The following is a 19,765-nucleotide window of genomic DNA, read 5'->3' as shown; positions in this document are numbered from 1 at the left end:
TTTTTCTTAAATAGATTAAAGCCCACCTAAGTGGGCTTTAACAAGACTGTTAATCGGATTTTTAGGCTATACCCACAATCCATCTTGCATATGCAAAATCTTATCAGCAGTTTGTGCGAGCTGCTCATCATGGGTCACGATGAGCATTGCCATATTAAATTCTTTACGCAGATCGGAAAGCAATTCAAAAATTGTGACGGCAGTCTTACGATCTAAATTTCCAGTAGGCTCATCTGCCATCATCAATTTAGGTTGAGCCACTAAAGCCCGTGCAAGCGCAACGCGTTGTCGCTCACCGCCAGATAACTCACCTGGTTTATGCGTTAAACGATGTGATAAACCCACTTTATTCAACAAATATTCTGCACGTTCTTTTACTTCTTTAAAATTTGCATCTTTACGTAACATCAGCGGCATTGATACATTTTCTAAAGCCGTAAACTCAGGAAGTAAATGGTGAAATTGATACACAAATCCGAGGTGTTCATTACGTAGGAAACCGCGTTCAGCTTCGCCTAAAGTGTCAAAACGCTGACCATTAAGCATCACTACACCTTCGGACGGACGATCAAGCCCCCCTAATACATGTAACAGCGTACTCTTACCCGAACCACTTGATCCAACAATTGAAACAAATTGTCCTTGCTCAACAACTAAATCCAATCCCTTAATCACTTCAACAGTTGATTTACCATCTGTAAAATGTTTATGAATATTTTTGGCTTCTAAGACAATATTACTCATAGCGTAAAGCCTCTGCTGGTTGAACTTTGGCAGCACGCAGCGCTGGATAAATTGTTGCAAGGAAACTTAGCGCTAGTGATAAGCTAACAATCACCACCACATCTTGCCAACGTAGATACGATGGTAAATAGTTAATGAAATATGCATCGAACAAATTTAGTCCAAAAGCAGTGTTCAACCAGCCAATAAATCCACTGATGCTCGTTGCAAAGATGATACCTAGTGCTGCTCCTGCCAGTGTTCCTACAACACCAATCACCGTACCCTGTACCATAAAAATCTTAGTGATCGTTGCTGGTGAAGCACCTAAGGTTCTTAAAATAGCAATGTCGGATTTTTTATCAGTAACCACCATCACCAATGAAGATACAATATTAAATGCTGCAACCAAGACAATCAGGAAAAGTAAAAGGCTGACCATTGCTTTTTCCATCTGAATGGCACTAAAGAGATTGCCGTGCGTATAAGTCCAATTTGATGGATAGAAATTGCCTGGTAAATCCATAACAACTTCTTCAGCGACTTGTGGTGCTTTGAAGATATCATCTAGCTTCATACGGATACCTTGTGCACCATCCGGCAGTCTCAACAGTGTCGAAGCATCGTTTAGCGCGATGTAACCCATCATCGAGTCCACTTCCGCACCAATACTAAAAATACCGACAATTTTAAAACGTTTAAATCGTGGAACAACGCCAGCGGGTGATGGTGTCGCTTCAGGTAATACCAATGTTACATTGTCATTGAGACTTAAACCTAAAGCATCCGTCATCTGCTTGCCCAAAACAATCCCGAACTCACCTTTCTTTAATGAGTTGAGGTCGCCTTGAACCATATGATTTTGAATAATAGATACATTTTTTTCATAGTCAGGCTCAATACCCGTGACCATTATCCCTGCAACCTGTCCTTGGGCTGTTAACATCCCCTGCAACTGTGTAAAAGGTGCAACACCCGTCACATGTTCATGTTGGTCTATTTTCTTTGCAAGCTCAGGCCAGTCTGTTAGAATTTGTGTAGAGGAAACAGTCGCTTGAGGTACCATTCCCAAGACACGGTTTTTTAATTCACGATCGAAACCGTTCATTACAGATAACACAGTAATGAGAACAGCGACGCCCAAAGTCAGACCGATCATGGAAACTAAAGCAATAAAAGAAATAAAGTGATTACTTCGCCGTGCGCGAGTGTATCTCAACCCTATATACAGCGAGATCGGTTTAAACATACCATCTAGTCCGAGGTGTTTTAATGGAAAATCTTCAGCATCAAAGTGGCAATATTGAAAGACGCGTCATGTCACGTATTGATGCTGCCTTAAGAATAAATTATCAGATCATCACTAAAGATGTCGCTTTGAATGATCCCTATGATTCAAATTTTGTACTACCGCGCTATTTTCTCTTACTTGCAGAATTAGATCAATTTGATCATGCGCTTATGTACGAATTAGAACAATTAAATCAAAAAGATCAACAAATTGCTCGGATATTATCCTTATTTAATCAAAAATTAAACCTCATTACGGGCTCACTTTACGACTCTATTGTACAAACCATGTTACCAGTACCTACTCAAGTCAATTTGTCTGAAACGGGTTTTAGTTTTTATGCTGAGCAACATATCCCTGAACAAACCTATATACACATCACATTGAGTCACCCTGAAAATGATTTTCATATCGCTGCAACTGCACAAGTTGTCTACAGCAATCAAGAAGAAAATGGGCTGTTTAGAACCGGTGCATATTTTCTAACGTTACATCCCCAAGACAAAGTAAAGTTAACAGAAGCCTTGAAGCATTTAAAAAACTCACAGAATCACTGAGCATTAAACTTAAGGTTTTAATACTTTTTGTTTAAATTTCCGATTCGCTTCTATATCCCGATAAAAATACATAAACAAACCCAGAAGTAGGATCATTGCTCCCATTATCATACCTAGCGTTAATTTCTCATGATTAAACGCGGCACCTATACCAAGCGCTAGAACTGGAGTCATTACATTTGTCAGTGATAATGTCGTGGGTTGGATTTTTTTGACCAAGTAAAAATAGCAAAACATAGCGACTAATGAAGCCATAACAATAGAATATATGATGGCAAGTAATGACTTCATTGAAGGTAATTCAGTAGGTAAATATTTCCATATAAATGGCACAATTAAACATGCAACAAAGGTAGAAACCAGTATTGAACCTGTCGCCTGTGCCATCGGTGCTACATCAGCATTTATTTTTTTTACCCAAAAAATTGACATTGCGTATGAAAAAACGCTAAGCAACATTAAACCAATTCCAATGGGATGGATATGTTGTGATGATCCAGTAAAACTGATCACTACGAGGCCAGTAATCGCGACGATCATTCCTAACCATTGCAGCTTATGCAAATCTTGTTGAAAGATAAATTTTCCAATAAGCCCCGCCATAATTGGTGCTAATCCAAACATCAGTGCAATCATGCCAGAACTTAGATAATCAGTAGCTACATAAGTAAAAAATTGTGAACCAATTAAGCTAAATGAACCAGCAAAATAACTATGCAATGCAATTGAATTTAAAGGAAATTTTACCTTTAAAACAATGAGAAGCAATGCCGCGATAGGCAGTGCCAAGCCTAATCGAATCACCAATGCCCACATTAAATAAATATCTTCTACACTCCACACAATCGCAAGTGGAGTTGTTGCCCAGATGATGACCAATAAGGCATAAATGAGCATAAGTTTAGATTTTTCTGGCATGTGAACTCGATTGATAAGATAAATCAGGCAGTTTTTCTTTTTTGTTTTTGAATCGTTTGATCCAAAGCACTTGAAAATTCACGTTTATCTCTTTCTGAAATTGGCGGTGGTCCACCGGTTTGAACGCCAGCCCCTCTCAAAGTTTCCATGAAATCACGCAAATGTAATCGTGCCTTAATATTAGCTTCTGTCCAAATTTCACCACGTGGATGAATTGCAACGCCACCCTTTTCGATGACTTGAGCTGCTAGAGGAATATCCTGCGTCATGACAATATCATGTTCTTTCATACGTTCGATAATTTCTTTATCAGCTTGATCTGCTCCACTCATCACCTGTATTGAATTAATACGAACAGAAGGAGTTATTCCTACATTTTGATTGGCGACAAAAGTTACTTCAAGTTGATAACGATCAGAAGCTCTTAAAATGACTTCACGCAAAATTTTAGGTAATGCATCAGCATCGACCCAGAGTTTAAATGGCAACACGCCTCTTTCCTTCGTTGTCTTACCACGTCATCTTATCAAATTTTACAGATGGCTGTTTTGATATGATGAATATAAAGCTGATCGTTTTTTTATAGTGAGGACCTTCTCTCCATGTTATTTAAATACATGAAAAATCTTATTGTTGTCAGTTTAATCAAAATTAAAACTAATTGATTGTTTTTGCTTAATGTATGAACGATTAAAACTTTTTTTGATACGAAGCTTTTGACAATTGAAATGTCTATCCTTAATATACAAGCACCTCGCAACGTCCCTATCGTCTAGAGGCCTAGGACATCGCCCTTTCACGGCGGTAACCGGGGTTCGAATCCCCGTAGGGACGCCATTATCGTTTCATACGATCACTCAATATTCAAAATTACTATTATTTCATTGAAGAATTGTAGTTTTTCACTACAATAACTCGCTTCATTTGTTTCGAATTTTCAATCCTATGCACTCATCTCCGAATGATGCTTCGCATCAGGGCAATTCTGCGCCTTTACAACGCGCTATGAGTACTCGACATCTGGTTATGATTTCGCTTGGCGGCGCAATCGGTACTGGACTTTTCTTAGGTTCGGGTGAAGTCATTGCACAAACGGGGCCTGTAGGTGCCATTATTTCTTATATCCTTGGCGGGATTATCGCCTACATGGTTATGCTGTGTTTAGGTGAGCTTGCCGTTCATATGCCTGAGTCTGGTTCGTTTGGTGCTTATGCCAAAAGATATATTGGACCAGGAACAGGCTATACCATCACTTGGTTATATTGGTTAACTTGGTCGGTTACATTAGGAACTGAGTTTACAGCCGCCGCCCTCCTCATGCAGGAATGGTTCCCAGATAGTTCCATGTGGATGTGGACTATAGTCTTTGGTGTATTCGTATTTGTTTTAAATATGATTTCCACAAAATGGTTCGCAGAATCTGAATTTTGGCTGGCCTTAGTTAAAGTTATTACTGTTGTTGCATTTATTCTCTTAGGCCTACTCGCAATTTTTGGTGTAATTGGCTATCAAGGTTACGAAGCTGCGCCTTTATTTAGCAATTTAACTGCACAAGGTTGGTTCCCTGAAGGTCTATTCCCAATTTTTGCTACGATGCTTATCGTAAACTTCGCATTCTCTGGAACAGAATTAATTGGGGTTGCTGCTGGTGAAACTAAAGACCCAGCTAAAAATGTTCCTAAAGCGATTAATACAGCGATTTTTCGTCTGTTGATTTTCTTCGTAGGTACAATCATTGTAGTAACGTCACTTCTTCCACATCAAGAAGCTGGCTTAGCTGCTGAAGGTGTGAGTAGCTCTCCATTTGTGACTGTTTTCCAGCATATTGGTATTCCCTATGCAGAAGATATCATCCGTTTTGTAATTATTACCGCTTTATTATCAGCTGCTAACTCTGGTTTGTTTGCTGCGTCACGCATGATGTGGTCTTTATCTTACAAAAAGCAGCTCCCTGCAGTATTTTCTAGAGTGAATGCACGTGGTATCCCCTATGTTGCAGTGATCGTGACAATGATCGGTGGGTTACCAGGATTATTGTCAGAACAATTCGCACCTGAGACTATTTTTACCAATTTATTAGGTATTGCTGCTTTTACAATGGTCGTTGTGTGGATGAGTATTTGTTTAAGCCAATTTAATTTCAGACGCGATTGGTATAAGCAAGGGCGCAAAAAAGAAGAGCTGGGCTTTGCTGCTCCATTATTTCCAATTGTCCCAATCTTAGGTTTTGTGTTCTGTTTTATCACATGCTTAAGTATGGTATTTGATCCAAGTATGCGTATTAGCTTTTTCGGGTGTTTAGCGTTCATTGCTGTATGCTATGCCAGTTATTACCTGTTTTATCACGATAAATCTTGATTTTGAAATAGCGACTTCGGTCGCTATTTTTTTGCTTAGACAGTTCCTATTTTCCAAATGCTTTTCTAATATTTCTTGGAGATTTGATCTAAATTTAGCCTTTAAATTCAATATTGTTTTATTTTCATACGAACACACCATTTTTTTAATTTTTTTGCTGAAATGCGTTTGACACCCCCCTATTTTCACCCTATTATACGCCCACCTCTGAAACGTCCCTATCGTCTAGAGGCCTAGGACATCGCCCTTTCACGGCGGTAACCGGGGTTCGAATCCCCGTAGGGACGCCAATTTTCAGAAGTAGATTTTATTAAGTCCCTATCGTCTAGAGGCCTAGGACATCGCCCTTTCACGGCGGTAACCGGGGTTCGAATCCCCGTAGGGACGCCATTAATTTCAATTGAAATAACATGGTTTAAAATATATTTCTGCACTGTCCCTATCGTCTAGAGGCCTAGGACATCGCCCTTTCACGGCGGTAACCGGGGTTCGAATCCCCGTAGGGACGCCATATTCGAGATGATACATCTCATAAAAAAGCCCAAGCATTTAAGACTTGGGCTTTTTTTTATAACTTAGTCACCCTAAAAATAGAACACAAAATAAACAACATTATCATCTTTGCAGGTTATGGTGGTTTAAACCCTTAATAACGCTTGGAGAAGATGATGTTGGACAACACCGTACTTAATCCCCTAGCATCCCCATCACAATTAAATACAATTAGTCCTAAAACAAATAAAGACTGGGTTGAGTTTTTTTTAGACCCTAAAGTGAATCGTGAATGTAAAACAGAATATGCTGAAACCTATGTTCTTTCACTATTCGATCAACTCAATACGACTCATTTATCATGGATTGATCAGGTAGACCAAGTTAGGCAACATATACAACACGAACATGATCAAACTTGTTCTAAATTTCAAAGTTATCTAGATCAACGAAAATCAGGCCTTGGGCGTGACTACTTTCCAACCATCTCTCATGCTTTAGAGTTTTTATATAAAGTTGCTCCAGTTAAATATGCAGATGGCTCATGGCTATATTCATCTCTTACGCACCCCTCTTTGTTTGAGAACAAAGATCTAAGCTATATCTACTTAGAAGAACTTGGCTTGGGAGATGCTAAAGCAAATCATGTTTGCATGTATCAAAGCTTACTACGACATTTCGAGCTTGAACCGTACATTAATTATTTAGATGATATTTATTTTGAACAAGCCGCTGTTCAACTTGCTCTCGCATATATATCACATGATTTATTTCCACTGGTAATTGGATTTAACTTGGGTTATGAACAATTACCACTACACCTGTTAATCACCAATTATGAGTTAGCAGAACTTGGAATTGATCCTCATTATTTTAATGTTCATATTACAATTGATAATGCACACAATGGACATGCTGAAAAATCAATACAGGCATTTATTGATCATTATCATCAAGCTCAAGATAAATCAAAATATCTTGAATTGGTTAAAATGGGTTTCCAAATGAATGATCTTGGCTTGAGCTCAACAAATATCATCCAAGAAATTGATCTGACTCAAAGCCTTTATCAACTTCTGCAAAGAAAAGCAGTTGTCGGTCAACATATCCATAACCAAAAATGTCAATTCAATGGCAAGTCTATTAATGAGTGGCTCGCTCAACCTGAATTAATATCTGAATTTGTTCAAATCTTAATTGATAAACAATGGATTATTAAAAACAGGCCTGTCGAAGAAAGTCGTTTTTGGAAACTTATTCACGATAGTGATGGCAAAATGTTTGGTGTGTTTAATGCAACTGAGAAGATGCTGATCAAGGACTGGATTCAAGGGGAATCATTAACTGTTCGTTTAAAAAGAATGCCCGTAACAGGAGATCAAAACTGGCTGTCAAAATACAATAATCAACATGAACTCGAACAGATCAAACATCAATGTCATTCATTAGATGATATAAACGATAAACTCACATTATTAATTCCATATCTATCACCTTACTATCATCCACGAGCGATCGGATTATGGGCAACCCAAGAAGTTTCTAAGATACTTTTCCCTTTTCAAACGCTTGCGCTTTAGTTCTAAGTCGCCTCATAAAACAAGGAGCCATGAAGGCTCCTTATATATATTGATTTATACTATGCCAATTTTCTTGAATTAACTTTACCCTGAATGATAGCCTTCACATTTCCTTTTGCATAATTCAGAAAAACCTTTAAAGGTGATAGTTTTGGATTAGGTTGATTACCCTCACCAATCGCTTTGAATTGTGCCGCATACCAAATAATTTCCATAATTGCCATTTTATCAATAAATGGAATCCCTGTTTTAATTGGTTTTACTGCATATCTAACATCGTGGCCTGCAATCAAACGATCAGTTAAATCCGTTTCTACAGCGAGCGGGCGTGCAATTCCAATAAAGTCACATGCACCACTTTCTAAAGCATCATTCATCCCTTTAACGGTTCTGAATCCACCTGTAACCATCAGTTTGCATTTTACTTCTTTACGTATTTTCTCTGCGAAATCTAAAAAGTAAGCCTCACGTGCAATAGTACTTGCTTTACGCTGTTCAGCTTTAGCACCTGCCATTGCGGGCGCTTCATACGTACCGCCTGAAATTTCAATTAAATCGATTCCTGCATTATCAATAGATTTAAATACTTGAATCACTTCTTCTTCAGTAATTCCACCACGTTGAAAATCTGCGGAATTCAATTTCACTGAAACGATAAAGTTATTAGATGTTGCAGCTCGAACAGCTTTATAAATTTCTAATAAAAAACGCATACGATTTTCAATGCTGCCACCCCATTGATCATTACGCTTATTGGTCAGTGGCGATAGAAATTCACTGATTAAATATCCATGAGCACCGTGTAATTGAACACCTTCAAAGCCCGCTTTTTCGCAAATCGCTGCAGAGGTTGCAAATCGTTGGATTAGATCTAGGATTTCCTCATGCTCGAGAGCCCGTGGTGTAGCAAAGGTAGTTGCCAACATAGCACTAAATGGCACAGCAGACGGTGCAACAGTCTCTTTATTTAAGCCTTTAGGACACTGTCTGCCCGGATGAGACAATTGAACAAGCTGTACCATTCCATAACGTTTACCTAGGTCAGCCCAAGCCTTTAATTTAGGTAAATCTCGCTCATTTTCGACCACAACGACACCAGGCTCATTCTTCGCACGGAGATCAACCATCACATTTCCTGTGATTGAACAGCCTAAACCACCTTTAGCCCAAGCCTCATACAAGCCTGTGTGCAAATGATTTGGTTCACCAGCAGCATTCGCTAGAGCTTCACTCATTGCGCCTTTAATAATGCGATTTTTGAAAGTTGTATTGCGAATTTGAATCGGCTCAGCAATTTTACTCATCTTGAAGTTCTCAATTTTGTGCTTATCTAAACCTAAAACCAATTAGGCGTGACTTCCCTGAATTTCAGTCTAGAATTGACAATCCTTCTTGTCAAATAACTTTTATAAACTACTTTGTATAAGATGTTGCGTATAAGCATGAATCGGTGCACTGAATAAACGTTCTGTCTCTTGAATCTCTACAACTTTTGCATCTTTCATCACCATAACTCGATGGCATAACGCTTTCACAATTTTCAGATCATGACTAATAAAGATGTAACTGATCCCTGTTCTTTGCTGTATATCTTGAAGTAAGTTCACCAATTTTATTTGTGTATTGCGATCTAATGCAGATGTTGGCTCATCTAGAATGAGTAATTGAGGTTTCAGAATCAGTGCTCTGGCCAGTGATACTCTTTGTCGTTGTCCACCCGACATTTGATGAGGATAACGATCAAGAAATTCTTTTGTGAGATTAACCTCTTCAAGGGCTTGAATCGCGAGATTTAATTTTTCACTCTTTCTCAATTTTTTTAATCTTAACCCTTCAGTTAATAATGACAAAACATTCATTCTTGGGTTGAGACTCGAAAAAGGATCTTGAAAAACGATTTGAAAATCATTTCGATGCGCTCTTAATTGCTTATCAGACAACTGATTGAGCTTGATACGATTTAACTCAATGGTACCTGTTGACTCTATGAGTCGTGCAAGCGCGAGTGCAGCACTGGTTTTTCCAGATCCACTTTCACCTACAATACCAAGCGACTCTCCTTGTTTAAGCTGAAAACATAAATCTTCCACCGCTATAAATTGAGTTTTAAATACATTCAGAAAATTCAGCTTAGGTGGATACCGCACTCGAAGATGTTCAGTATTTAAAAGTTCTTTGGCCTGTTCACTGATAGGTGAAATCGAATCAAACTGCTGATTAAGGAGCAGTCGAGTATATTCATGGCGAGGCTGCAGGAATATTTGAGAGACATCACCCTGTTCAACTGTGACACCTTTAGACAAAACCAATACCTGATCAGCATATTGTTGCACCAACCTTAAATCATGACTAACCAAAACTAAGGCCATATTTTTTTGATGCGCTTGGTCTTTAATTAATTTTAAAATTTGCTTCTGTAGTGATACATCAAGGGCTGTTGTTGGTTCGTCTGCAATTAAAATTTCAGGTTCGGAAATCAGAGCTGTTGCAATCATTACCCTTTGACGCTGCCCACCAGACAACTGGTTTGGATATCGCTTGAGGATGTCTGATGAACTCCCCAACCCTACATCACAAAGCACTTCTTCTATTTTTTTTCGAATGGTTTTTTTCTTAAGCCCCATCAGCCATAAAGGTTCTGAAATAATTTTTTCAATTGTATGTAATGGATTTAGTGCCGTCATTGGCTCTTGAAATATCATCGCGATCTTATTGCCACGTATTAAGCGCAACTGATCTTCGTGTTTTAGACGCAGATCTTCATTTTGAAATATGATTTCACCACTTAAGTCTAGAGCGCGATCTTGAAGACCTAGAAGACTTAGACAAGCTAGAGACTTTCCTGAACCACTTTCACCAACAATCGCTACTGTCTCACCCGCATTTAGCTTAAAAGACAAATCAGTTAAGATTTTTTGTTCATTCAACTGAATATTGAGCTTGTTGACTTCAAGTATTGGTTTAGCCTCTTGGATCAAATGCATCTCGAGCTGCCTCCCCAATATAAATAAGAATAGATAACACAACTGCTAGACTAAAAAATCCAGATAAAACCAGCCACGGTGCTGATAGATTATTCTTACCCTGCAGTAAAATTTCACCAATTGAAGCTGTATCAGGTGGCAAACCATAGCCCAGAAAATCCAAGGCTGTAAGTGCGGTAATATTAGCGGTAAGAATGAAAGGAAGCTGTGAAAGTGACGAACTTATAGCATTGGGTAAAATATGTTTGATAATAATTTGACTATCTGTAGCACCGAGTGATCTCGCAGCTCGCACATAGTCCAAATTTCTGGCTTTCAGAAACTCTGCACGAACAAGACCAACTAACGCAGTCCAACCAAACATCAGCATAATTAAAAACAGCCAATATACGCTTGGTGTAAACATGCTCACTAAGATCATCACAATAAATAACATTGGTAGACCACCCCACACCTCTAACAGCCTTTGACCGATCAGATCCAACCAACCGCCAAAGTAGCCTTGGATAGCACCAATGGTAATTCCTATGAATGCAGATCCAATAGTAAGTGCAATGCCGAACAGCAAAGAGATACGAATACCATATATTAATCTTGCCAAGACATCACGACCTTGATCATCTGTGCCTAACCAATTCACAGAAGTCGGTGGAGATGGAACAGCTTCTGCCAATTCATAATTAGGTGTTTGATATGAAAATGGGATGATAGGCCAAATCTGCCATCCATGCTCATTAATCAATTCTTGAACAGCTGGATCTTTATAATCTGCCTCAGTCTCAAAGACACCACCAAATGTTGTTTCAGGATAAGGCTTAAAAATTGGGAAATAAATTTCTTCTTTATAATAAATAAGTATTGGTTTTTCGTTGGCAATAAACTCTGCCCCCAAGGATAAAATAAAGATCGCGATAAATAAAATGAAGCTGAAGAATCCGAGTCGATGTGACTTAAATTTTGAAATTCGTTGATCGAAAAGTGGATACATTTTTATGCTCCTGGACGATCGAAATTGATTCTGGGATCAATCAATTGATATAAAACATCGCTGAGTAATCTCAAAATTAAACCGACCAACGTAAAGATAAACAATGTTCCAAAAATCACAGGATAATCACGCTGCTGAATTGCCTCAAATCCGAGCAATCCCAAACCATCAAGATTAAATATAATTTCTACAAATAGATTGCCAACAAAAAAAATTCCGATCAGTGCTTCAGGTAATCCTGCTATAACGATCAACATGGCATTACGGAAAACATGATTGTATAAAACGCGTTGCTCGGTCAGACCTTTAGCACGAGCTGCCGTCACATATTGTTTATTCAACTCTTCCATAAAAGAGTATTTTGTTAGATATGTGAGGGTCCCAAATCCACCTAATATAATAGTAAGCACAGGCAATGTAAGATGCCAAAAATAATCTTTTACTTTATCAATGAAGCTGAGTTCAGCGAAATTCTCAGAGACCAATCCTTGTAATGGAAACCATTGCAAATACGATCCCCCCGAAAAAATCATAATAAGTAGAATAGCAAATACAAAAGTTGGCACTGCATAACCTACCGCCAATATTAAGGAGGTCGTTTGATCAAACAGACTGCCATGTCTTTTCGCTTTGCTGATCCCTAGAGGAATGGCGATACTGTAGATCAGTAAGGTACTCCATAATCCAAGGGAGATCGTGACTGGCATTTTTTCCAAAATTAATGTTGTTACTGATTTATTTTTAAAAAAGCTCGTTCCAAAATCGAGTTGAAGATATCCTTTGAGCATTTGCAAAAAGCGCTCATGCACAGGACGGTCAAACCCATATTGCGCTTTGATCTGCTCGACCATTTCAGGACTGAGTCCTCGTGTACCCTGATAATGACTCTGGACTTCATTGATATGAGATGTCGAACCAGACACAACACCAATGCCTTGAAACTGTTCAGCTCTCTGTATTGCCTGTTCAACAGGTCCACCAGGAGCAATTTGAACGACGGCGAAATTGATGAGTAATATCAAAAATAAGGTGGGAATGATTAGCAAAAGTCGTTTAAGTATATAAAGACCCATAAATTTAACCTTTAACGTGAGCCTTTACTTCGACCAAGATAAGCAGCCACTTTGCGAGCTTGCTGTTGATCTACCCACCAATAATCTTCACCAACAGCAAGTTTTGGTTTAATCTGTGGCTGTTTATACATATTCCAATACGCATACCATTCACGATCATTTCCATAAGTAAGTATCTGATAATATCCTGCACGTAATAAACGATCCAAGATACGTGTATTTAATATTAATTTTTCTCGATCAGGTGCATGGATAATACGTTGTATAATTTCATCTATAACGCTATTTTTCACACCAGAAAAATTATAATTTCCCTCTTCATTTGCAGCATGACTGCTCCAAAATTGCGCTTGCTCATTCCCAGGATTTAGTGACTGAGGCATCACCATCGTGGTTAAATCAAAATCATATTGACGCATTCGCTGTAAATATTGAGGCATATCGACTTGGCGAATCGAAACCTGAATACCCAATTTTTTTAAATTTCGAATATAAGGCATGAGCGTCCGTTGTAAGCCTTCTTGATGAAGAAGCAACTCTAATTGAATTGGTTTTCCATCACGCGCATGCAAATTACCATTTTTAAATGAATACCCCTGGTCAATTAAAATTTTCCGAGCAGTGAGTAAGCCTTTACGATTGTAGCCTGTACCATCAGTAATAGGATATTTCCACGCTTTTAATACTCCTTCTCGTTGTAAAGGATGTAACCGAGATAAATAAGGTTTTAATATTGTTAATTCTTTAGGGCTTGGGACTGACTTTGCCTCTAGCTCACTAAACTGGAAATGACTTTGTAAACGTTGATATTGTTGATAAAACAATGCTTTATTTTGCCATTCAAAGTCATAAGCATAGGTCATTGCTTGTCTAAAATAGATATCGTTTAGCGGTTTTTTTCGTGTGTTAAAAACGATACTTTGTGTCGGAGCAGGATTTTGTAAAGCTACACTATATTTTTTAACCAACCCTGAGTTAAATGCTGGAAAGTTGTATTCCGTCTTCCATTTACGAGCAAATTTCTCTTGGTGAAATGTATATTGTCCAGCTTTAAATCCTTCAAATGCAATGTCCGAACTACGGTAATAAACATATTTAATTTGATCAAAATTATAACGACCACGATTTACAAGCAAATCCTTAGCCCAATAATGGGGATTACGCTGATAGGTAATACTACGACCAGCATCAATATTTTTAATTGTATATGGCCCTGATCCTAAAATGGGTTTGAGTGTTGCTCGACTAAAATCTTTAGATTCCCAATCCTTTTTAGAAAAAATAGGCATCTGTGAAAGTATTGCTGGCATTTCAGTATTACTTTCTGATTTAAATACCATTTTTACGGCATGTTTAGACAGAACCTGAATTTTATCTAAATCAGACAAATACATCTGTAAACCGGGATTGGTTTTGGTTAAATACATTTCAAACGTGAATTTGACATCCTCAGCCAGTACAGGCGATCCATCACTAAATCGAGCACGTGGATTTAAATGAAAAATCACAAATTTTGTTCGGCTTGGATCAAACTGAATTTTCTCAGCCAAAAGTGGATAAAACACATTTGGTTCATCTAATGACTTTGAAAATAGCGTATCGAACAAGTAATTTGTACCTTCAACCCAACTCCCTTGCCCATTCATACCGTTTAGATTATCAAATGTCCCATCAGCCGCTTTCACCAACTTTCCACCCTTTGGTGCGTCTGGGTTGGCATATGGCATCGCATCTAAATTCAGATATTTAGGTTTTGACTGTAAAGCAATATAAGTCGTCGTTTGAAGATTTGCCCATGCACTGATATGAATGGGCATGAAGAGGAGAATAAACTTTGCTTTTGACAAAGTTGATGAAATGCACATCTCGAAATGAAATTCCTGATTGCTTAAGCAGACTTAAGAATGTGGAACTTTTATCGTAGCACCAATCTGTAAAGGTGTGTTTGGTTTCAAACCATTCATTTCTGCAAGCTGATCAATGTCTATACCAAATCGATTCGCAATTCTATACAGGGAATCACCACTACGGACTTTATAATCTGTAACAACTTTAGGAACTTGAATAATTTGACCTCTTTGCAATCCAGCACGTAGGTTCAACTTATTGAGATCTGCAAGTTCTTTTGCAGTCATATCAAATCGTGTAGCAATAACATGGAGAGACTCACCTGATTTGACAGCATAATCCTCTGTATCACGCGATTTTGATTGACGGACTGGTGTTTTTTCAGTACTCGCAGCCGCCTTTTCAACATCGCCACTTACTTTTAATTTTTGACCAATTTGAAGGACTGATCTCGCATTTAGATCATTCAGCGTAAGTAATGATTGAAGCGACATATCATATTGTCGCGCAATACTTGCTAAGGTCTCTCCACTCTTCACAGTGTGAGACTCCACTTTCTCAGCAACCGAATTATTTCGTGTCGAACTCTGCTTAGTGGAAGCTTTATTTTCATCTTCTTTCAAATTCAGCTTTTGCCCAACTTGTAATCCAGCATTCGTACGCAAGCCATTCATTTCTGCTAACTGTGCAACAGAAAGATTATATTTGCTTGCAATGGCATTCAGGCTATCGCCTGATTGAACAACATATTGCTCTGGTACTTTAGATCCCACCGGTACTTTAATGGTTTGACCAACCATCAATCCTTTTTCAATATCCAAATTATTCAGTGTCGCCAACTCAACAACGGTTAACTTATTCGCATTTGCAATGTTGTACAACGTATCTCCTCGTTGTACGCGGTAAGTTTCAGTCTGAATTTCAGGTACAGTTTTAGCATTACTCGCGCGAGTCGTTGATGAAGCTGTAGCAGATTGCACTTCTTCTAAAGGAACATTAATTTTTTGACCCGCGTATAGGCTACTATCAGCTTTCAATCCTGAGCTTAATGACGCTAACTCTTGAGTCGAAAGTCCGTATCGATCAGCGATTAACTTTAAGTATTCACCGCGTTTGACCGTATAAGATTTCGTTTGAACCTTAGTTAGCGCTTGTTCAGTTTTGCTTGATTTAGATGCTTGAGACTGGGTTAGATTTAACTTCTGCCCAACCAGTAAATTACTATTGATAGTCAGACCATTCAATTCAGCCAATTGTTGGACACTTAAATCAAACTGGTTTGCAACACTAGTAAGACTATCATTTGCTTTTACAATATAACTTGCTGGCTTTATATCCGTTTTCTGGGCAGATGCTACTGGTTTAGCATCGTACAGATATAGGGTCGCACCTACATATAAGGTTGCATTTGGATCTACTTGGTTCCATTTTGCAATATCTCTCCAACTTACGCCGTTTTTCATTGCAATAATTGCCAGCGTGTCACCAGGGAGTACCGTATACGTACTACGCTTACCCTTAGGTGGTTCTACAACCACTTCACTTTCAGTTTTCTTAAATGCCTTACCTTGATTAAGCTGGGCTTCCTCAGAAGTAGGCAATGTACTTTCTGCTACAGATTTAGGATAAGCAAAGCCAACTTTAACTTCTGAACCTTGTCCTGCTGCCACAGATTGACTTGTTTGAATCGCAGTTAATTTAATCTTGCCATCCAACGGATCGACAATCTCAGTACCTTGAGGTGCAATGGCACTAATCTCTCTAACGACTTCCGCTTTTTCTGCTTCAGTGGCCTGTGGTTCAATGACCGAGGCAATAATTTGATCAGAACTCGTAGTTGTTGTGGTTTTTTCAGGTGCAATTGAAGCTAAGATTTTGGCTTTTTCTTCAGCAGTGATTTCTGGTTCTACACGTACAGGTTTAACATTTTGCGCCGGTGTAACAGCAACAGGTATACGAGGTGCGCTTGGCACCACTGCCGAAGCAGCAAAAGCTGCCAATGCATCAGAACCAGAAGGAGTCCTACCCTTCGAAGTTGAAATTGTTGTAGATACTGAAGGTGTTTGAGTATTATTAACTGGCTTCGCTGTTTGAGTTGCCAATACGGAAGCATTTGAAGCTTTTGGTGTATTTACTGTCGTTGTAATTGTGGTTGCTGGCGTAGATGTAGAAACAGGGCTTGAAGCGCTCGCCCATAGACCTGTACTGCTTGGTTTAAGTGCTTTCAATTTACGATCAATATTTGGATTTAAATCTGCTGGAATTAAAATTCGCTGTGGACTTTGAGGATCAATGATATCACCACGATGCCCTGGATTCAGTTGATAAAGTTCTGCACGACTTAAGCCTGTCAGAGAAGCAATTTCGTTTAAACTCGCACCTGCTGGAACTGGAACTTCTCTAAAGTGAGGACGATTCGCAATTGGTGGTAATCTTACGCCATACTTTTCAGGGGATTTGATAATCTGTGCAACCGCAAGGAAACGTGGAACATAGTTCATTGTCTCTTGAGGCAAACGTAATGACCAATAATCTGTAGGCAAGCCAGCAGCCTTATTACGGTTAATCGCTTGTTGAATACGTCCAGGACCAGCGTTATAAGCCGCTAAAGCTAATTCCCATGAACCGAATTGGTTATATAAACTTCCTAAAAACTCGTAGGCTGCACGTGTAGATTCAACTACATCACGGCGTCCATCATACAAATTGGTCTGTCTTAATCCATAAATACGACCTGTACTTGGGATGAATTGCCACATCCCTGCAGCTGCCGCTGAACTCGTTGCAGCTGGATCATAGGAACTCTCAATGACGGGAAGTAAAGCAAGTTCTGTAGGTAATCCACGGCGCTCTGCTTCCTTTACAGTATGATAAAGATAACGAGAAGCTCGAGCGGATAAACGATCCAGATAAGGCTGACGCGTAATAAACCAACTTCTTTGAGCATCAATCCGTGGATCCCACTTTGTTTCATCCATTTTAAAACCAACGGTCATACGTTTCCAAACATCGCCGTGCTTTAAAATAAGTAAACGATCACCTTCAACTGCACGCATATCAGTTGCAGATAAAAGATCTTCAAGTGAATCTAAGCTACTGGCATCTAACATGCCGAGTTGATTCGACTTTTGCGTCTTTGCGGAAGTGGGACTCGCTGTACAGCCAGTCATTACGCCTAACCCGGTTACTGCGGAAGTAATTACTGAAATTTTAAATAAAAAAGTTGCAGATGGCTGCCACACTGCGGTGGTTGTTTTAGACATACAAATTCCGAAAGACGCATAGTAAATTTATTGTATATAAGCCATTTTAGAGGAGCTCGTTGTTCAGGCAAGTCTCTTCTTGATGAGTAATTGCTTATAAATGTTACAAGACATTAAAAAATATCCAGTTATCGCACTGATGTTTCGCATTTACGTATACAATAAAATTTCCGAACTTGATGTTCAACACTTTATTCGATTGATTGGTTCAAACTATGTCTGAAATAACACTTTATGTTGATGGCGCATGTCGTGGTAATCCTGGGCTAGGTGGCTGGGGTGCTTACATCATCACTAAGGATACAGAACATAAAATATGTGGTGGTGAACCTGACACGACCAATAATCGTATGGAGTTAACAGCCGCAATCGAAGGAATCAAATTTTGTCCTGTTGATGCGAAGCTGATCATTTGGACAGACTCAAACTATGTAAAACGCGGTATTACTGAATGGATCAGTGGTTGGAAAAAGAAAAATTGGAAAGACGTAAAAAATCCTGATTTATGGCAAACTTTGGATCAAGTTTGTCAAGGTCGCGATATTGAGTGGAACTGGATTAAAGGTCATGCAGGACATCCAGGCAATGAAATGGCAGATCAGTTAGCTAATCAAGGCGCTGACCAAACGGCTGAACAATTAAAAAATTCCCTGCAAGCGAATGATAAAAAAAAACAGTCTGAAGATTGGTTGCTCAATGATCCGTTTGGTTTAGATCTCAACGATCAAGATGAAGAAGTTGAAGAAGAAGTCGAAATTGATTTAGCAGAAAATGATGATCAAGCTAAATACAGCACGGACGAAGTCACCTCAAACTCCTCAGATATTATTAAGACAGTTGATGCACAGGACTTAAATTCTGAATCTGTAGATCAAAGCGTTCCTCAGTTAGCTGAAAAATCGCATCCACATATTGTGGTCACGCCTGCTCGTTTAAATTTACAAGGACCACGCCAACTGATTTTAGATACGGAAACTACAGGTTTTTATTATCAAGATACAGACCGTATTATCGAGGTGGGTGCGATTGAAATGATCAATCGTAAACTGACAGGAAGTTCAATTCACATTTATATCAATCCCAAAAAACCAGTCGGTGAATCTGAAGCAATTCACGGTATTTCTGATGATTTTTTGAAAGATAAACCTATATTTGAAGAAATCGCTGCTGAACTGTACAAGTACTTAAAAGGTGCAGAAATTATCGCACACAACGCAACTTTCGATATGAACTTCTTAGATATGGAGTTCAAACGTGCTGGCTTTGGTACGCTTTCAGAAGTCTGCGCAGTGACTGATACACTTGCGATGGCAAAAGCGAAACATCCAGGTCAAAAGAACTCATTGGATGCATTAGTGAAGCGCTACGAAGTTCCACAGCGTGATCGTACCTTCCACGGTGCTTTACTGGATGCAGAAATTCTGTCAGATGTTTATTTAGCCATGACAGGTGGTCAAGTTTCATTTGATATCGATGCACTCTCCGCGCATGATCATCATTCTGAAACTGGACAAAATCAGTACCAAAAAATTGAGGTAGATTTACCAATCATTTATGCTTCTGATGAGGAATTAGCAGCACACCAAAAATGGATCGAAGATTACCAAAAAAAAAATGGCGAGCCGTGCTTATTTGCTAAATAATCTTCCATCTGCTTGATTCATTTTGTAAAGTACGATCAGTTCGGCTA

Annotated in this window: 14 protein-coding genes and 4 tRNA genes; 8 read left to right on the top strand and 10 right to left on the bottom strand. The window is 38.8% G+C overall.

Translation table 11 applies throughout. From position 1 onward, the window contains the following. Window positions 1–66 precede the first annotated feature (66 nt). Together lolD and AC1M9C_RS10555 are read right to left on the bottom strand one after the other, a co-directional pair. The gene (gene lolD, locus AC1M9C_RS10560; protein WP_035266856.1) at window positions 67–744 is read right to left on the bottom strand and encodes a lipoprotein-releasing ABC transporter ATP-binding protein LolD; all 678 of its coding nucleotides are present in this window, start codon (window positions 742–744) and stop codon (window positions 67–69) included. Further along, the gene (locus AC1M9C_RS10555) at window positions 737–1,972 is read right to left on the bottom strand and encodes a lipoprotein-releasing ABC transporter permease subunit (RefSeq protein ID WP_092766794.1); all 1,236 of its coding nucleotides are present in this window, start codon (window positions 1,970–1,972) and stop codon (window positions 737–739) included. The genes lolD and AC1M9C_RS10555 overlap by 8 nt, the downstream gene beginning before the upstream one ends. A 23-nt stretch (window positions 1,973–1,995) precedes the next feature. Between AC1M9C_RS10555 and AC1M9C_RS10550 the strand changes: the two genes are divergently transcribed. Further along, the gene (locus AC1M9C_RS10550) at window positions 1,996–2,571 is read left to right on the top strand and encodes a PilZ domain-containing protein (RefSeq protein WP_092766795.1); all 576 of its coding nucleotides are present in this window, start codon (window positions 1,996–1,998) and stop codon (window positions 2,569–2,571) included. 9 nt (window positions 2,572–2,580) lie between these two features. On the opposite strand, the gene AC1M9C_RS10545 is transcribed toward AC1M9C_RS10550, so the two are convergent. Together AC1M9C_RS10545 and AC1M9C_RS10540 are read right to left on the bottom strand one after the other, a co-directional pair. Then, window positions 2,581–3,489: a DMT family transporter gene (locus AC1M9C_RS10545; protein WP_481597229.1), complete on the bottom strand. Its 909-nt coding sequence runs from the start codon at window positions 3,487–3,489 to the stop codon at window positions 2,581–2,583. Window positions 3,490–3,512: 23 nt separating this feature from the next. Beyond that, window positions 3,513–3,980, bottom strand: a complete 468-nt coding sequence (locus tag AC1M9C_RS10540) for a YaiI/YqxD family protein (protein WP_035266848.1) — start codon at window positions 3,978–3,980, stop codon at window positions 3,513–3,515. A gap of 270 nt (window positions 3,981–4,250) precedes the next feature. Between AC1M9C_RS10540 and AC1M9C_RS10535 the strand changes: the two genes are divergently transcribed. From AC1M9C_RS10535 to AC1M9C_RS10510, 6 genes are all read left to right on the top strand, one after another. Next, window positions 4,251–4,326, top strand: a tRNA-Glu gene (locus AC1M9C_RS10535). Between the two features lie 108 nt (window positions 4,327–4,434). Next, window positions 4,435–5,847, top strand: a complete 1,413-nt coding sequence (locus tag AC1M9C_RS10530) for an amino acid permease (RefSeq protein ID WP_180027912.1) — start codon at window positions 4,435–4,437, stop codon at window positions 5,845–5,847. 214 nt (window positions 5,848–6,061) lie between these two features. Continuing rightward, window positions 6,062–6,137 (top strand) — tRNA-Glu (locus AC1M9C_RS10525). Between the two features lie 24 nt (window positions 6,138–6,161). Continuing rightward, a tRNA-Glu gene (locus AC1M9C_RS10520) sits at window positions 6,162–6,237 on the top strand. A 45-nt stretch (window positions 6,238–6,282) separates the two neighbouring features. Then, window positions 6,283–6,358, top strand: a tRNA-Glu gene (locus AC1M9C_RS10515). Window positions 6,359–6,515: 157 nt separating this feature from the next. Further along, complete coding sequence (locus tag AC1M9C_RS10510; RefSeq protein ID WP_481586450.1) at window positions 6,516–7,919, top strand: iron-containing redox enzyme family protein; 1,404 nt, start codon at window positions 6,516–6,518, stop codon at window positions 7,917–7,919. 59 nt (window positions 7,920–7,978) lie between these two features. Here AC1M9C_RS10510 and AC1M9C_RS10505 read toward each other — a convergent pair whose 3' ends face one another. From AC1M9C_RS10505 to AC1M9C_RS10480, 6 genes are all read right to left on the bottom strand, one after another. Continuing rightward, window positions 7,979–9,223 carry an NADH:flavin oxidoreductase/NADH oxidase family protein gene (locus AC1M9C_RS10505; RefSeq protein WP_481953651.1) on the bottom strand — a complete coding sequence of 415 codons (1,245 nt, stop codon included), beginning with the start codon at window positions 9,221–9,223 and terminating at the stop codon, window positions 7,979–7,981. A 102-nt stretch (window positions 9,224–9,325) separates the two neighbouring features. After that, window positions 9,326–10,903, bottom strand: a complete 1,578-nt coding sequence (locus tag AC1M9C_RS10500; protein ID WP_481953650.1) for a dipeptide ABC transporter ATP-binding protein — start codon at window positions 10,901–10,903, stop codon at window positions 9,326–9,328. Then, a complete protein-coding gene (locus tag AC1M9C_RS10495) occupies window positions 10,881–11,891 on the bottom strand; it encodes an ABC transporter permease (protein ID WP_481586453.1) in 1,011 nt (336 codons plus the stop codon). The genes AC1M9C_RS10500 and AC1M9C_RS10495 overlap by 23 nt, the downstream gene beginning before the upstream one ends. 2 nt (window positions 11,892–11,893) lie before the next feature. After that, entirely contained in the window at window positions 11,894–12,964 is a 1,071-nt protein-coding gene (locus tag AC1M9C_RS10490) for a microcin C ABC transporter permease YejB (RefSeq protein WP_481953649.1), read from the bottom strand. 11 nt (window positions 12,965–12,975) lie between these two features. Continuing rightward, entirely contained in the window at window positions 12,976–14,781 is a 1,806-nt protein-coding gene (locus AC1M9C_RS10485; RefSeq protein WP_481953648.1) for an extracellular solute-binding protein, read from the bottom strand. An 81-nt stretch (window positions 14,782–14,862) separates the two neighbouring features. Then, on the bottom strand, window positions 14,863–18,075 hold the full coding sequence (locus AC1M9C_RS10480) for a LysM peptidoglycan-binding domain-containing protein (protein WP_481586456.1): 3,213 nt from the start codon (window positions 18,073–18,075) through the stop codon (window positions 14,863–14,865). A gap of 215 nt (window positions 18,076–18,290) precedes the next feature. Between AC1M9C_RS10480 and dnaQ the strand changes: the two genes are divergently transcribed. Continuing rightward, window positions 18,291–19,718 (top strand): DNA polymerase III subunit epsilon, encoded by a 1,428-nt coding sequence (gene dnaQ, locus AC1M9C_RS10475; RefSeq protein WP_481586457.1) that lies wholly within the window; start codon window positions 18,291–18,293, stop codon window positions 19,716–19,718. Window positions 19,719–19,765: the final 47 nt, after the last annotated feature.

This window comes from Acinetobacter sp. 24-47-39 (assembly GCF_056783825.1).
This window is presented reverse-complemented; position numbering and strand designations above follow the sequence as displayed.